Origin of the sequence: Hydrogenophaga sp. (genome assembly GCF_011390835.1) — a bacterium.
Taxonomy (GTDB): domain Bacteria; phylum Pseudomonadota; class Gammaproteobacteria; order Burkholderiales; family Burkholderiaceae_C; genus Hydrogenophaga.
In genome coordinates, this window is the sequence record NZ_JAABRQ010000018.1 from 59,194 (window position 1) to 74,527 (window position 15,334).

14 protein-coding genes are annotated in these 15,334 nt (G+C 65.7%); 10 read left to right on the forward strand and 4 right to left on the reverse strand.

All coding sequences use genetic code 11. The annotated features are described in order from the left end of the window. Positions 1-2: 2 nt before the first annotated feature. Together GPT34_RS11965 and bchF are read right to left on the reverse strand one after the other, a co-directional pair. Positions 3-1,343, reverse strand: a complete 1,341-nt coding sequence (locus tag GPT34_RS11965; RefSeq protein ID WP_291012671.1) for a ferredoxin:protochlorophyllide reductase (ATP-dependent) subunit N — start codon at positions 1,341-1,343, stop codon at positions 3-5. Then, complete coding sequence (gene bchF / locus GPT34_RS11970) at positions 1,340-1,858, reverse strand: 2-vinyl bacteriochlorophyllide hydratase (RefSeq protein ID WP_291012674.1); 519 nt, start codon at positions 1,856-1,858, stop codon at positions 1,340-1,342. Before bchF ends, GPT34_RS11965 begins: the two co-directional genes overlap by 4 nt. A 322-nt stretch (positions 1,859-2,180) precedes the next feature. Here bchF and GPT34_RS11975 point away from each other — a divergent pair, with 322 nt between their 5' ends. The 6 genes from GPT34_RS11975 to GPT34_RS12000 all read left to right on the forward strand — a co-directional run bounded on the left by GPT34_RS11975 (position 2,181) and on the right by GPT34_RS12000 (position 8,598). Beyond that, positions 2,181-3,119 carry a cobalamin B12-binding domain-containing protein gene (locus tag GPT34_RS11975; RefSeq protein WP_291012677.1) on the forward strand — a complete coding sequence of 313 codons (939 nt, stop codon included), beginning with the start codon at positions 2,181-2,183 and terminating at the stop codon, positions 3,117-3,119. 60 nt (positions 3,120-3,179) lie between these two features. Next, positions 3,180-4,643: a transcriptional regulator PpsR gene (ppsR, locus tag GPT34_RS11980; RefSeq protein ID WP_291012680.1), complete on the forward strand. Its 1,464-nt coding sequence runs from the start codon at positions 3,180-3,182 to the stop codon at positions 4,641-4,643. A 164-nt stretch (positions 4,644-4,807) separates the two neighbouring features. Then, entirely contained in the window at positions 4,808-5,692 is an 885-nt protein-coding gene (chlG, locus tag GPT34_RS11985) for a chlorophyll synthase ChlG (RefSeq protein ID WP_291012682.1), read from the forward strand. Further along, complete coding sequence (locus tag GPT34_RS11990; RefSeq protein WP_291012685.1) at positions 5,689-7,044, forward strand: BCD family MFS transporter; 1,356 nt, start codon at positions 5,689-5,691, stop codon at positions 7,042-7,044. The genes chlG and GPT34_RS11990 overlap by 4 nt, the downstream gene beginning before the upstream one ends. 28 nt (positions 7,045-7,072) lie before the next feature. After that, the gene (locus tag GPT34_RS11995) at positions 7,073-8,287 is read left to right on the forward strand and encodes a geranylgeranyl diphosphate reductase (protein WP_291012688.1); all 1,215 of its coding nucleotides are present in this window, start codon (positions 7,073-7,075) and stop codon (positions 8,285-8,287) included. Positions 8,288-8,292: 5 nt separating this feature from the next. Further along, positions 8,293-8,598, forward strand: coding sequence for a hypothetical protein (locus GPT34_RS12000; RefSeq protein ID WP_291012691.1), 306 nt, complete (start codon positions 8,293-8,295; stop codon positions 8,596-8,598). A 5-nt stretch (positions 8,599-8,603) separates the two neighbouring features. Here GPT34_RS12000 and GPT34_RS12005 read toward each other — a convergent pair whose 3' ends face one another. Beyond that, the gene (locus GPT34_RS12005; protein ID WP_291012694.1) at positions 8,604-8,918 is read right to left on the reverse strand and encodes a high-potential iron-sulfur protein; all 315 of its coding nucleotides are present in this window, start codon (positions 8,916-8,918) and stop codon (positions 8,604-8,606) included. A 207-nt stretch (positions 8,919-9,125) separates the two neighbouring features. Here GPT34_RS12005 and hpnD point away from each other — a divergent pair, with 207 nt between their 5' ends. The 4 genes from hpnD (at position 9,126) to GPT34_RS12025 (ending at position 14,645) form a co-directional block, all read left to right on the forward strand. Then, positions 9,126-9,992: a presqualene diphosphate synthase HpnD gene (gene hpnD, locus GPT34_RS12010; protein ID WP_291012697.1), complete on the forward strand. Its 867-nt coding sequence runs from the start codon at positions 9,126-9,128 to the stop codon at positions 9,990-9,992. A gap of 178 nt (positions 9,993-10,170) precedes the next feature. Next, positions 10,171-11,526, forward strand: a complete 1,356-nt coding sequence (gene hpnE, locus GPT34_RS12015; protein WP_291012700.1) for a hydroxysqualene dehydroxylase HpnE — start codon at positions 10,171-10,173, stop codon at positions 11,524-11,526. A gap of 63 nt (positions 11,527-11,589) precedes the next feature. Continuing rightward, positions 11,590-14,019 (forward strand): ATP-binding protein, encoded by a 2,430-nt coding sequence (locus GPT34_RS12020; RefSeq protein WP_291012702.1) that lies wholly within the window; start codon positions 11,590-11,592, stop codon positions 14,017-14,019. Positions 14,020-14,174: 155 nt separating this feature from the next. Further along, the gene (locus tag GPT34_RS12025; RefSeq protein ID WP_291012704.1) at positions 14,175-14,645 is read left to right on the forward strand and encodes an SH3 domain-containing protein; all 471 of its coding nucleotides are present in this window, start codon (positions 14,175-14,177) and stop codon (positions 14,643-14,645) included. Positions 14,646-14,674: 29 nt separating this feature from the next. On the opposite strand, the gene GPT34_RS12030 is transcribed toward GPT34_RS12025, so the two are convergent. Beyond that, positions 14,675-15,331 (reverse strand): glutathione S-transferase family protein, encoded by a 657-nt coding sequence (locus GPT34_RS12030; protein ID WP_291012706.1) that lies wholly within the window; start codon positions 15,329-15,331, stop codon positions 14,675-14,677. Between the last annotated feature and the right edge of the window lie 3 nt (positions 15,332-15,334).

Sequence of the window (15,334 nt, forward strand, 5' to 3'; positions counted from 1 at the left end):
GCTTAAACCCCGACGGCGTTGACCGCCGTCGTGCTGCCCGGTGGCTTCGCGGCTGGTGTGGGATGGATTTTTTGCCGGCGCAACAGCGGCCGGCTGAACAGCTCGGCTAGATCGGCGGCCTGCTCGTAACCCTGGATGGGCGTGAACACGAGTTCGATGGACCACTTGGTCGTGAAGCCCTCGGCCTCCAATGGATTGGCCAGACCCAGGCCACACACGACGATGTCGGGCTGGGCAGCTCGGCAGCGGTCCAGCTGGTTGTCCACATGCTGGCCTTCAGAAAGCACGGTGCCAGTCGGCAGCAGCGTCAGCTCGGGCGCGAGGTGCTGGCGGTGCAGGTACGGCGTGCCGACTTCGGTGAGCAACATGCCGAGCTCGCGCGACAGAAAGCGTGCCAGTGGGATTTCGAGTTGCGAGTCAGGAAAGAAAAAGATCTGTTTGCCGGCCAGCTGCGTGCGCTGGCGAGCCAAGGCGCTTTGAGCGCGCTCGCGGGCGGGTAAGGTCACTTGGTCAAAGCGCTCGGCAGCCACGCCCATGGCGTCGGCGGCGGCGCGCAACCACGCGGTCGTGCCCTCGACGCCCAGCGGGAACGGGGCGCTGAGGCGGCAGGCGCCGCGCGCTTCCAGCGCGGCAGCGGTGTCGGCGAGGAAAGGCTGGGCCAGCAAGAAGCGGGTGTTGGGGCCAACGGCAGGCAGGCGGTCGGCGTGGCGCGGCGGAAAAAATGCCACCGGGCCAAGCTCCATCGCCGAGAACAGCCGGGTGAACTGGTCTTCGACCACATCAGCCAGCGCACCCACCACCATCAGCGCCGGCGCCGCGTCGGCTTTCGCCGGTGGCAGGCTGGGTACGAGCGAGGCCAGGCAAGCATCTTCGCCTTGGGTGAAGGTGGTCTCGATGCCGCTGCCCGAGTAGTTCAGCACCCGCACGCTCGGCAGAAACTGGCTGGACAGGCGCTGGGCTGCGCGGGACAGGTCGAGTTTGATGACCTCGGAGGGGCAGGATCCGACCAGGAACAGCAGCTTGATCTCTGGGCGGCGCGCCAGCAGGCGGGTCACAACCCGGTCCAGCTCGTCGTTGCAGTCGGCCAGACCGGCTAGGTCGCGCTCGTCGATGATGGCGGTGGCGAAGCGCGGCTCGGCGAAGATCATCACGCCGGCGGCGGACTGGATCAGGTGAGCGCAGGTGCGCGAGCCGACCACGAGAAAGAATGCGTCCTGGATCTTGCGGTGCAGCCAGATGATGCCGGTCAGGCCGCAGAAAACCTCACGCTGCCCCCGCTCGCGCAGCACGGGCGCGTCGGTGCACCCCATCGCGGCAGGCTGGATCGGGATCACCGCGTTCACGCTGCGGCTCCCGAGGGGCCACGCGCCAGCGCTTCACCGCTTTGCTGCAGGCGCGCCGCGCGCAGTTTGAGCAGGAACTGAGCCGCGTTGATCACATAGGCGGCGTAAGCGGCCAGTGCCAGCAGCATCAAGCCTTGCGGCGTGAGCCAGCCCAACCAAAGCGCCAGCAGGTAGGCGGTGTGCAAGGCCAGCACCGCCATGCTGAAGACGTCTTCCCAGTAGAAGGCGGGCGCGAACAGGTAGCGACCGAAAACCACCTTTTCCCAGATGCAGCCGGTGACCATGATGGCGTAGAGCGCCAGGGTCTTGACCACCACCGAGGCGGTGGCAGCGCCTTGCCCTTCGCCCGTCAGCAGAAATCGCAGCACCAGCACTAGGCTGACCGCGAAGATCAGAAATTGAACCGGCGCCAGCACGCCCTGCACCAGCGTCCACACCGTGGCGTCGCGACGCTGCCGCTCCTGCGGGGTGTAAAGCGGGCGCACAACCGGGGTGCGCGGCGTATCGGAATGCATCTGGCGGGTCTCCTTGGTTCTTGCTGGAGGCCAATTTAGAGCTTCCCGAGGAAAGTGTCAACTTTTATTGACGTATATTTTTATTGACAATTTCGGCCGCCATAGTAAAGTTTTCTGTACGGGCAAATTGAATTGCTTTGACGGGTTGGGTTGACACAGGTAAAACCTCTTCTGGGTAGTCAGCACATCTGGGCAAGACTTCAGCGCTGCTCTCCAGGAATTTCGTTACGCAAACCATCTGATGGCGTAAGAAAGCACCGGCAATGACCGTGGCCCATGCGTGAATCGGCACAAGCGCACAAGCGCAAAGGAGACACGGAACATGGGGTCTATCTCGAGGCATTCCTCACCTCAACCCGAAGACACACCACTCGCTGCCACCAACGAACGGGCCGGCGATGGCCCCGCCTCAACCGGTCCGCCCGTCATCGGCGACCTGCTTCGATCCGATAGCGAAGAAGCCTCCAACGACGACGGCTTGCGTGCCGTGTTGCTGGCCAAAGCGGTCGAGTACGAAATCATTCCGCGCCTGATGCTGGCTCACCGCGTGCCTCAGGAATGCGCCGAACATCCGCTCACCACCAACCAGCGTGTCACGCCCGAAGACGTGGCCCTGTTCGCAGAGCTGGTGCTGCACGAAGAAGACAACGTGGTGCGCGACTGCGTGATCGCGCTGCGCGACCGGGGTGTTCCGGTCGAGGCGATCTTCCTCGACCTGCTGGCTCCCGTGGCCCGACACCTGGGCGAAATGTGGGAGCGTGACCTCTGCACCTTTACCGAGGTGACGGTGGGTCTGGGCCGGCTGCAGAAGGTGCTGCGTGAAAACAGCGCGTCCTTTGGACAGTTCAATGGCTCGCACCACAGCGCAGAAGGCCGGCGCATCCTGCTCATGCCTTGCCCGGGCGAGCAGCACACATTTGGCCTGTCGCTTGTGGCGGAGTTTTTCCACCGTGCTGGCTGGGACGTGGTGACCAGCTTTCTTGCCACCGATGCCGCGGCCATCATGGTCAAGAAAGACTGGTACGACGTGGTCGGCTTTTCGCTCGGTGCTGTGGGCGGCGCACCCAAACTGTCAGCCGCTATCAACCTCGTGCGGGAGGTCAGCGTCAATCCCCAGATTTCTATCATTTGCGGCGGTCCCGCCTTCCTGCTGCAGCCGGAAGTAGGGGCCACGGTGCAGGCCGACGCCATCATCACCGATGGTCCCCGGGCACCGGTACAGGCGGAAAAACTGGTGTCAGACAGTCATTTACGTATATAAGCATAGAAAGTTTGTTCTGTTGACACTCACCAAACCCCGCCCTTACCCAGAAAGCACTCCATGACGCAGGCTCTGCCCGTCTCGGCCCAGCGGCGTTTCAATATGCCAGGGCAATTCCTTGGCCAGTTGAGCGCCGATGTCGCTGCTGAATTGATCACCGCATCGGCCGATGTGGTGCTGATCCTGGACGCGCAAGGCGTGATCCGGGACATTTCCCTTGCCAATGACGAACTCGTCACCGCCGGTTGCGGAGCATGGGTAGGCCAGCGCTGGACCGACACCGTGAACGACGAGAGCCACAGCAAGATCGAGGCCCTGCTCAAGGGCCGCGGTGAGCCGACCAGCGATGGCGTGCGGTGGCGTCATGTGAACCACATCCTCAGAGATGGCGGCGAACTGCCACTGTCTTACGCCCTGGTGCCGGTCAGCCGCGCCGACGATGATGGCCAAGCCAGCCATTCGGTGGCTTTTGGCCGTGACTTGCGTCCTCAAGTGGCGCTGCAGCAGCGCCTGGTCAATGCTCAGCAGTCCATGGAGCGCGACTACTGGCGGCTTCGTCAGGTCGAGACCCGCTACCGCCTGCTGTTCCAGATGGCCTCCGAGCCCGTGCTCATTTTGGAGGGCTCGATCGACAAGCTGGAAGAAGCCAACCCGGCGGCTTACGAGCTGTTCGGCGAGCGCGCTCAAGTATCGGGCTGGACGCTGAATCAGAGCCTGGAACCTGCCAGCCAGCAGGTCGTTCGCGATCTGCTGGAAAGGCTGCGGGCCAGCGGCAGGGCCGAGCCCGTCATGGTTCGCTTGGTGGATGGGGTGGAGGACTTGGTCCTGTCGGCTTCGCAATTCCGGCAGGAGAACTCCCAGCATTTTCTGCTGCGCTTTTCCAAGCCCCAGGACGCCACTCCCACGAGCGCCTCCCGCGCACGCCAGCTGCTGCTGCAGGTGATGGAGGGCGCGCCCGATGCGCTCGTGGTCACAGACCCCGAAGGCCGCGTGCTCAGCGCCAACCGCGCGTTTCTCGATCTGGGCCAACTCGGCAGCGAAGACCAGGCGCGTGGCGAACTGCTCGACAAGTGGCTGGGGCGCACCGGGGTGGATTTCCGGGTGCTGCTGTCCAACCTGCGTCAGCATGGTGCGGTGCGCCTGTTCGCCACGCAGCTGCGCGGCGAGTATGGCTCGACGGCGGAGGTGGAAATCTCCGCGGTCGCGGTGAACACGGGCAGCCAGCGCTGCCTGGGCTTCACCATCCGCGACATGGGGCGCCGGCTGGTCAACGAAGGCCGTTTGGCCAAGGAACTGCCGCGCTCGGCCAGCCAGATGACCGAGCTGGTGGGCCGCCTGCCACTCAAGGATATCGTGCGCGAGACCACCGACTTGATCGAGCAGCTGTGCATCGAGGCCGCCCTTGAACTCACCGGCGACAACCGCGCCTCGGCAGCTGAAATGCTGGGCCTTTCGCGTCAGAGCCTCTATATCAAGCTGCGCCGATTCGGCATCCTTGAGGGCACGAGCGAAGACGTGCACTGAGTCCGCCCGCTCGCTCAAACGCCTTCCGCCAGCTTGTCTGGCGGAACCTTTTTGGGCTGGTCCCACGACGAGGTCTTGAGCATGCGCGCGCAAGCCCTTGTTGCCTCGCTGGTGACTGTCATATTTAATTGACACTCCAATGTGTAAGGTGTACAACCTTGCGCATGGCCCGCCCCGCCCTGTCAGCCGTCACCGAGCTGTTCAAACCCATCACCTGGTTCCCACCCATGTGGGCCTTTGCCTGCGGCGTCGTGGCCTCGGGCGTCTCGATGGACGGGCGCTGGCTGCTGGCCATCGTGGGCATTGCACTGGCTGGCCCCTTGGTGTGTGCCACAAGCCAGGCTGTGAACGACTGGTTTGACCGCCATGTCGACGCCATCAACGAACCACAACGCCCCATCCCTTCTGGCCGTATGCCAGGTCGCTGGGGTCTTTATCTCGCCATTCTCTGGACCGCCATTTCGCTGGCCGTTGCTACGGTGCTGGGGCCCTGGGGTTTTGGCGCGGCCGCGCTGGGTCTGCTGCTGGCCTGGGCCTACAGTGCACCGCCCGTGCGGCTCAAAGAAAACGGCTGGTGGGGCAACGCCGCCTGCGGCATTAGCTACGAAGGCATTGCCTGGGTGACCGGCGCGGCGGTCATGGCCGGTGGGGCCATGCCCGGCGGTGAATCGCTGGTGCTGGCCGCGCTGTACAGCGCAGGCACCCACGGCATCATGACACTCAACGATTTCAAGGCGGTTGCCGGTGACCGCCAGATGGGCGTGCGCTCGCTGCCGGTGCAACTCGGCGTGGACCGCGCCGCGCGCGTGGCTTGTTGGTTCATGGCATTGCCACAACTGGTGGTGATCGCACTGCTGCTGTCATGGGGCCAGCCATGGCACGCGCTGGCAGTGGCGGCCCTGCTCGTGGCGCAAGGCGCGATGATGCTGCGCTTCCTGGCCGACCCGACGGCGCGCGCTCTTTGGTACAGCGGCTTTGGCGTGCCCCTGTTCGTGGCCGGCATGATGGTGAGCGCCTTCGCGCTGCGCGGCCTGGGGGCTGGCGCATGAGGCCCTTCGGCTGGGGCAGCGTGGCCCGCTTGGGCGTGGCTCAAGCCTGCCTGGGTGCCATCGTGGTGCTGACCACCTCCACCCTGAACCGGGTGATGGTGGTTGAGCTCGCCCTGCCCGCCTTGCTGCCCGGGCTGCTGGTTGCGCTGCACTACGCGGTGCAGATCGCACGCCCGCGCATGGGTCACGGCTCCGACGTGGGCGGGCGGCGCACGCCTTGGATCATCGGCGGCATGGCGGTGCTGGCGCTGGGAGGCGTGCTGTCGGCCCTGGCCACGGTCTGGATGGCCAGTCAGCCGGGCGCTGGCCTGGCGCTCGCGGTGCTGGGATTTTCACTCGTGGGTCTTGGCGTGAGCGCCAGCGGCACCTCGCTGCTGGTGCTTCTGGCCAAGCGCGTGCCCGAAGGCCGGCGCGGCGGTGCGGCCACGATGGTCTGGATGATGATGATCGCTGGCTTTGCACTCACCGCCGGGCTGGCCGGCCACTTCCTCGACCCCTATTCGCCACAGCGCCTGCTGCTGGTGACGGCCACCGTGTCGGTCGCGGCTTGGATCATTTCCGTGTTGGCGGTGCGTGGTCTGGAAGGTCACGAGACGACCGACCCCGCTGCGCTCGTCAGCAGCGCCGCGCCCAAGCCCCGCTTCCGAGAAGCCCTGGCGCAGGTCTGGGCCGAACCGGTAGCCCGACGATTCACCATTTTTGTGTTCGTCTCCATGCTGGCCTACAGCGCCCAGGATCTGATCCTGGAGCCATTTGCTGGGGCGGTGCATGGATACACACCCGGCGCGTCCACGCAGCTGGCGGGCGTGCAGCACGGCGGCGTGCTGGCCGGCATGCTGCTGGTGGCGCTCGCGGGCGCCATCGCCGCTCGCTGGTCAGCGCACCCTGTGCTGCGCCACATAGGATCCCTGCGGGCCTGGACGGTGGGGGGCTGCATCGCGTCGGCGCTCGCGCTGCTTGGTCTGATGCTGGCGGGACTGCAAGGTGCGGGCTGGCCGCTCAAGCTCAACGTGTTTGCGCTGGGCGTGGCGAACGGCGCGTTTTCCATCGGCGCCATCGGTTCGATGATGCGACTGGCACACCAGGGCGGCCCTGCGCGCGCCGGCATCCGCATGGGCCTGTGGGGTGCGGCGCAGGCGATGGCCTTTGGTATTGGTGGGCTCATCGGAACCGGCGCCAGCGATCTGGCGCACCACCTGCTCGCTCTGCCGGGCAGCGCCTACGCCAGCGTGTTTGCGCTCGAAGGCGCCGTCTTCCTGCTGTCGGCCGTACTAGCCTGGCGCATCTCGACCACTACCTCCCCGCATGCAACGCGTACCCGCCTGCATTTCCCCACCCCGGCCAGCCCCTGAGCGGCGGCCTTTACACAAGGCAATTGTCATGAACACCCAAGAAACCTTCGATGTGGTGGTGATCGGTGGCGGCCCGTCGGGGGCTACCGCGGCGCACGAACTCGCGAAACAAGGCCACTCGGTGCTGCTGCTCGACCGCGGCGGTCGCATCAAGCCCTGCGGTGGCGCCATCCCGCCCCGCCTGATCCAGGACTTCGAGATTCCCGACGCGCTGCTGGTTGCCAAGGCGCGCTGCGCGCGCATGATCGCGCCCTCATCCAAACACGTCGACATCCCCATTGACAACGGTTTTGTAGGCATGGTGAACCGCGAAGCTTTTGACGAGTGGCTTCGCGCGCGTGCCGAGCACGCGGGCGCGGTGCGCCGCACGGGCAATTTTGATCGCCTCAGCCGCGACAGCGATGGCGTGAGCGTGGTGCACTACCACGTACGCGAGGGGAAGCGTGGCAGCGAGAGCCTGCCAGCCCAGGTGCGGGCGCGCAGCATCATCGGCGCCGACGGCGCTCGCTCGGGTGTCGCGCGGCAGGGTTGCGTGCCAGGCGCTGAACGCACGCGCTACGTCTTTGCGTACCACGAGATCGTGCGCGCACCCGAAAGCGCACAGCGCCCAGCTGATTACGACGACGCGCGCTGCGATGTGTACTACCAAGGGCGTTTTTCACCCGATTTCTACGGCTGGGTTTTCCCGCACGGCGACACGCTGAGCGTGGGCACCGGCAGCGCCGACAAGGGCTTCTCGCTCAAAAGCTCGGTGCAACGCATGCGCGAGACCAGCGGACTGGCGGAAGCGGAAACACTGCGGCGCGAAGGCGCGCCCATACCCATGAAGCCGCTGCCGCGCTGGGACAACGGGCGCGACCTGGTGCTGGCCGGTGACGCCGCTGGCGTGGTCGCACCGGCGTCTGGCGAAGGCATCTACTACGCAATGGTGGGCGGACAGCTCGCCGCAGAAGCTGTGCACGCGCTGCTGCTGACTGGCGATGTGAAATCGCTCCAGCTGGCCCGCAAGCGCTTCATGAAGCTGCACGGCCAGGTGTTCTGGGTGCTGGGCATCCTGCAGTGGTTCTGGTACAGCAGCGAAAAGCGGCGCGAGCGTTTCGTGAAGATCTGCGAGGACCGCGACGTGCAGCAACTGACATTCGATTCGTACATGAACAAGCGCCTTACCCGCAAGAAACCGATGGCGCATGTGCGCATCTTCTTCAAGGATCTGAGCCACCTGCTCGGGCTGGCACGGGTCTAGTCGTCATGACGACCATGCAAGAACTCTGGAGCACCGGCCGCTGGGTTGATCTGGCCCTGGCCATCGTGCTGGCCGAGGTACTGATCATGGCCTGGCTGGTACAGGTGACCGGGCGCCACACCTGGTTTCGCGCCTACCTGCTCAATCTGGGCTCCGGTCTGTGCCTGATCTTCGCCCTGCGCAGCAGCTTGGCCGATGGCGGCTGGGCCATGCCTGCCCTGTGGCTGGCGCTCGCAGGCGCACTGCACAGTGCCGACCTCTGGTTGAGGTGGCACCATCAGGCCGACCGGGGACCGGTTCGACCTGACTGAAACGCTCAGGCCTTTTTCGCGTAGGCAGAGCACCAGCCCTTGGCAGCCACGTGCTTGCCGGGGAAGATGCCACATGGGCCCGATGCTTCGCCAGCCTTGCCGGTGTAGAGCGCGCAGTTGCTGCACTGCTGGGTGGCGGCGTGCTTGGGGTACTTCTTGGCATCCACCTTGGTGGTGTCGGCGGCGTAGCCAAGCGACATGGCCTGGGCGTCTTTTTCGCCGACCATAGGCGCGGCTTGCGCATGGGCGCTGGCCGCCGCGAGAGCGGCGCCGCCAGCGGCGACCTGAAGCATGAAGACTCGGCGAGTGGAAACAGACATGGGTAACCTCGTGAAGATGTTTGCAAAAATGCTCATGGATTGTCGGCCCGCCGGACTTAAGAAAGCCTGACGGCGCACAACGCCTGACCGGCGCGGTAGCCTATTGCCGAACTCGGGTATTGGGCCCCTGGGTCAAGGCGCCTCAAGACCGCAGGCCCGTGCCGGGTTGTGGCGGCTGTTTACACTCAGCGCAGTTCGCCGCCACCCATGACGCCCCAAGACTACGTTCAGCAGAAAGCAGCCGCTTCGGGCAGCAGCTTTTATTACGCCTTTCTTTTCCTGCCCTCCGAGCGGCGCGCCGCGATCACCGCCTTTTACGCTTTCTGCCGCGAAGTGGACGATGTGGTCGACGAAGTGAGTGATGTGGGCATTGCCCAGACCAAACTCGCCTGGTGGCGCAGCGAGGTGGCGCAGGCCTACGCTGGTGAGAAAAGCCATCCGGTGATGCTCGCCCTGATGCCACACACCGAGCGCTTCGGCATTGAAGCGCGGCACCTGCTGGCCGTGATCGATGGTTGCCAGATGGACCTGGAGCAGAACCGCTACCTCGACTTCGCCAACCTGCAGCAGTACTGCCACCTGGTGGCCGGCGTGGTGGGCGAGGTTGCGGCCCGCATCTTTGGCCAGACCCAGGCGCTTACCACCGCCTACGCTCACCACCTCGGGCTGGCTTTTCAGCTCACCAACATCGTGCGTGACGTGGGTGAGGACGCGGTGCGAGGCCGCATTTACCTGCCGGTCAACGAGCTGCAGCGTTTTGATGTCAAGGCCCATGAACTGCTCAAGCGCGGCGAGGCGCCCGGCATGGACAAAGCCGACTTCGAGCGCCGCTTCCGGGCCCTCATGCGCTTCCAGTGTGAGCGGGCCCTGCAGACCTACGACGAGGCCCTGGCCCTGCTGCCCGAAGTCGACCGGCGCAGCCAGAAGCCCGGCCTGATGATGGCCAGCATCTACCGCACCCTGCTTCGAGAAATCGCCGCCGACCCCCTGCTGGTGCTGACCCGGCGTGTGAGCCTGACACCGCTGCGCAAGTTCTGGCTTGCGTGGAAGGTGCAGGCGTTGGGCAGGCTGTAGTGAGGGTGGCCCCCATGCTCTGCCGCTGCGCGGGTCGCTGCCCCGGGAACTGGGAGGAACCGGCTCCCTCACCGGTTTGGGGGCTGTTTCGCCTTGGGGCGAGCCAGCGTCGAAACGTGGCTCTGAAACTTTGCCGCTGCGCGGGCCGCCCGTACCCGTGAGCCGTGAAGCCCGGGCCATGAGACTGGCCGTAGTCGGCGGCGGCTGGGCGGGCATGGCTGCCGCCGTGGCAGCCGCCGACGCGGGCATCGACGTCACGGTACTGGAGGCCACCCGCCAACTGGGCGGGCGCGCGCGCGCGATGCCATCAACCCGGCCCGATGGCGTGGCGGTGCAGCTCGACAACGGGCAGCACATCCTGATCGGAGCCTACAGCCATTGCCTGGCCCTGATGCAGCGGGTCGGCCTCGACCTGCCGCAGGTGCTCACCGCGCTGCCGCTGGCCCTGCCCTACCCCGATGGCCAGGGACTCCAGATGCCCGGCTGGGCAACCCGTCTGCCCGCCCCGCTGGATGCCCTGGTCGCCATCGCCACCGCCCGCGGATGGACCTGGGGCGAGCGGCTGGCGCTGGTGCGGGCGTCGCTGACCTGGCAACGTTCGGGCTTTGTCTGTGCGCCGTCGCTCACCGTCAGCGGCTTGTGCAGCAGCCTGCCCCAGCGGGTGATGGACGAGCTGGTCGAGCCACTGTGCGTTTCGGCGCTCAATCTTCCCGCCAGCCAGGCCAGCGCCGCCGTGTTCCTTCGGGTGATGCGCGATGCCCTGTTCGGCTCGCGTTCGGGGCCGTGGTCGGCCTCCAGTCTGTTGCTTCCGCGGGCGGATCTCAGCGCGCTGTTTCCCGACGCCGCTGCGCGTTGGCTGGCCACGACCCATCCCCAAGCCAGCCGGGTGCTCACTGGCGCCCGGGTGACCACCCTGCTGCCGATGCCCAACGGCTGGTGCCTGGCAGGTCAGCGCGATGGCGAAGCATTTGACTGGGCATTTGATGCCGTGATCTGGGCAACCGGCGCCGCGCCAGCGACCCGAGCCATGCAAGAAGCATGCAACCACGCACCCGAGGCCACCGCAGTCGCCCTGCGCGCCTGGGCCCACATGGCCGCCGCCCTTGATTTCACCGCCATCACCACCGTGTACGCCTGGGCGCCCGGTGTCCGGCTGACACAACCCATGCTCGCGCTGCGCAGCCGAATCGGTGCTCCGGCACAGTTCGTGTTCGACCGCGGGCAGCTGAATTCGGCCGACCCGAGCACGCAGGGCGCGCTGGCGTTTGTGATCAGCGCCAGCGAAGGTGAGCGCGAGACCCTGGAGCAGTCCGTGCTGCAACAGGCGCGCGATCAACTGGGCCTGCACCACCTGCAGGTCATCCAGACCGTGGTGGAAAAACGCGCCACCTTCGCCTGCACGCCCGGCCTGCAACGGCCCGAAGTCGCGATCGCGCCTCGCCTCTGGGCAGCGGGCGACTACGTGGCGGGCCCCTACCCCGCCACCCTGGAGGGCGCGGTGCGCAGCGGGCTGGATGCTGTGACCCGCCTTTGACATCGGGGCTTGCGCATTCGGGTGATGTGCGCATGATGGTGTTGACTTGTTTCAGTTCACACCATGCCCGCCAAGACCTTGCCCCCCGACCAACTGCGATTGCAGATCGACCCATCCTCCCTGGGATTTGCCTCCACCGCCGACCTGCAGGTGCCTACCTTGCCCTGGATCGGTCAGGAACGCGCCGAACAGGCTGCGCGTTTCGGCCTCGCCATGGAGCAGCCGGACTACAACCTGTTTGTACTGGGCGAGGTCGGCAGCGGGCGCGCCTCGCTGCTACGCCAGCTGACCCAGGCGGTCGCCGCCGAGCGGGCTGTCCCGCCCGACCTGTGTTACCTGCACAACTTCAAGGCGCCTGACCGACCGCGCGCGCTGCGCATGCCCGCCGGGCAAGGGCGCGAGCTTCGTCAGTTGATGGTCCGTTTTGTCCGTTTTCTACAAGTCGAAATTCCAGCCCGTCTGGAACGCGAGGACTTCAAGACCGACAGCGAACGCATTGAGAACGTCTACAAAGCCGAAGAAGCCAAGGCCTACGCCGAGCTAGACGCTTTTGCCGATGCGCATGGCTTCAACCTGTATCGGGAATCGGGGCGCCTGGTGTTCACGCTGCGCGGCGCCGAGGGCGGCGCCCTGACAGAAAACGAAGCCCGCGCCCTGCCCAAGGAACGCCGAGCCCAGGTTGATGAGGCCGAGCAGGCTTTGCGTGAAGAGATTGCGCGCTTCTTGGAGATTACACGGCCGCTGCTGCGCACCATGAACGAAGGCCTCGCCGCGCTCAGGAGGCAGGTCGTAAGGCCGCTGATCGACCACGAGCTGCAGGCCATTCGCAACCCACTGAAAAAACAGATCAAGGACGCGGTCAAGCTCGGCAGCTACCTCGATCAGGTAGCGCAGGATGTGCTCGAGCACCTGGAACTTTTCCTGCCGCAGGACGACGATGATGCTGAGCGCCAGGAAGCCTTGTCTCAGCTGCTGCTGGGCTACCGGGTCAACCTAGTGGTGGACAACGCCGAACTCGCCGGCGCGCCGGTGATCATCGAAGACAACCCGGTCTACCACTCGCTGTTCGGGCGCATCGAGTACCAGGCCGAGGAAGACGTGATGCTGACCGACTTCTCCCGCGTGCGGGCGGGCAGCCTGATCCGTGCGCACGGCGGCTTTCTGCTGCTGCACCTGCGCGATCTGGTGACTGACCCGCTGGTGTGGGAAAAGCTGCGCCGCTTCATGCGCTCGGGCAAGGTGCAGATCGAGGAGCCGAGCAACATGCTGATGCCGATGACGGCGGTCTCGCTGCAACCGCAGGCGGTTGACGTGCACACCAAGATCATCCTGATCGGGTCAACTGAGGAGTACTACGCACTGCAGGAAGGGGACCCGGAGTTCGCGCGACACTTCCGCGCCAAGGTCGATTTCGCCGAGAGTTTTTCCGCCACCACGGACACACGCGCTGCTACCGCCCTGTTTGTGGCTCAGACCTGCCATAAGCTGGGCCTGCGCCACCTCAGCGCAGCCGCCGTCGCGCGCGTGCTGGAAGACGCACACCGTCGCGTCGACGACCAGTCCCGCCAGAGCGCCATCTTTGGCCACATCGAGGCGCTGGTGGCCGAGAGTGCGGCGGCGAGCGATGCGCGCGGCGGCAGCCTCGTGGAGGCAGTGGATGTTGCCTCGGCGCTCGATGCCCACCGGCTGCGCCACGACTACCCCGAGCAGCGCCTTCGCGAGTCGATCACCGAAGGTGAACGCCTGATCGATGTACGTGGTGCGCGTGTCGGTCAGATCAACGGCCTGACCCAGATCGATCTGGGCGACTGGCGCTTCGGCCTGCCGGTTCGCGTGACAGCACACACCTACGCCGGCTCCCGGGGGCTGCTGAACATCGAGCGTGAGGTGGAGATGTCTGGCCCGATCCACGACAAGGGCGTGCTGATCCTGCACAGCTACCTGACCCATTTGTTCGCCCACCTCGCGCCCCTGGCGCTCAATGCCGCCGTGGTCTTCGAGCAGGAGTATCACGGTGTCGAGGGTGACTCGGCTTCGTGCGCCGAGCTGTTTGCCGTGCTATCGGCGCTGGCGGGCATGCCCCTCAAACAAGGCATCGCGGTGACCGGCGCCCTGAACCAGCACGGCGAAGTGCTGCCGGTGGGCGGCATCAACGAAAAAATCGAAGGCTGGTTCCGCGTCTGCGAGGTCGCCGGGCTGGACGGTGAGCAAGGTGTGCTGATACCGGAGCGCAATCACCGCCACCTGATGCTCGATCAGGCTGTCGTCGCGGCGGTGCAACAGGGCCGGTTTCACATTCACACCGCAGCACACGTCAGCGACGGCCTGGCACTGCTCACTGGGCAAGCCTCCGGCCTGTCATTGAGCGGACTGGAGGGGCCTGGCTATGCGCCCGAGAGCGTGCTCGGACAGGCCGAGCGCAGCCTTCGGCTGTACCGCCGGGCGTATCAGCGGGTGCACGGAGTGGGCCGATCGCGAAGGCCCATGCCCTGACCAGTTGGCCGAGGCCGGTACCATGCAGGGTGCGGCGAGTGCTTGGCCACGCTGAAATCGCGTGCCCACCTCACCGCCTCAAGGGAACCACCGCCTTCACAGACGCTCCCTTCACACCAGACATCCACCCACCCCATCGAAAGGACCCTCAGCGGATGACAAGGAAAGCCCCCACCCGAACGATCGTGACCCTGCTGGCCTGGTGCGCCATCGCCCTGGCGCCCACACTGGCTCAGGCGCAGCCAGCCAAACAAATGGTCAGCGTCAAGGGCAGCATCCTCAACATGCGCGCGGGTCCCGGCACTCAGAACACCATCCTGTGGGAGCTGCAAAAGGGCTATCCGCTGCAAGTCACCCAGCGCAAGAACCGCTGGCTCAAGGTGAAGGATTTCGAGGGGGATACTGGCTGGGTCGCCGCTTCGCTCACCGGTCGCCAGCCACACCACATCGTGAAGGTGAACAACGCCAACGTGCGCAGCGGGCCCGGCACGAAGCACCGCATCGTGGGTAAGGCGACCTACGGCGAACTGATGCGCACGCGGGAGAACCGCGGCAGCTGGGTGCGCGTGGAGCGCACCGAGGGCAAGAGCGGCTGGATATCCAAAAAGCTGCTCTGGGGCTGGTGAGCCCACTCAGGCGCCAAGGGTCCGGACGGTCAAGCGCCCCTGGCCTTGACCGTCTGGTGAGCGGGCCGCTCGATGCAGCGCACGATCCAGTCGTGTGTCAGCGGGTGCGCCGCCATCAACTCGCGCGCGGGTCGCGCCCAGTTCAGCACACTGGCCACGCAAAGATCAGCCACAGTGAAACGCGCAGCAGCCAGGTAGCCCTGTGCCTGGTCTCTTTGCTTCTCCAGATGCTGCTCGATCACACGCAGCGGCGCGGCCAAGCGCTTCTCGGCAGCCTCGGCCAGCTCGGGTTTTCGCCGGTCGGCCGGCATGACCATTCGGTGCATCAACACCGTGAGTGCATCGGACTCGGTTTCGGTCACAGCCCAGAAACTCCAGCGCAAGGCGTCGGCGTCTTCGCCCGCATCGGCCGGCGTGATGCTGTGGCCATCGGGCTGCCCGTGGTGGCGCGCGATGTAGAGAGCGCAGGCCATGCTTTCCCAGACCACCACCTCCTGCCCCGATGAGCGCCGGTCCACCACCGCCGGAATATGTCCGTTGGGGTTGACCGCCAGGAAATTCGGGCTGCGCGTAGCGCCGCCCTGGTAGGGCAGATTGACGTGCTCGAAGGACAGGCCCAGCTCGATCGCTGCCCACAAAGGGCGCACGGCGCGTGAAGCAGGAATGCCGTAAATGGTGAGACTCATAGA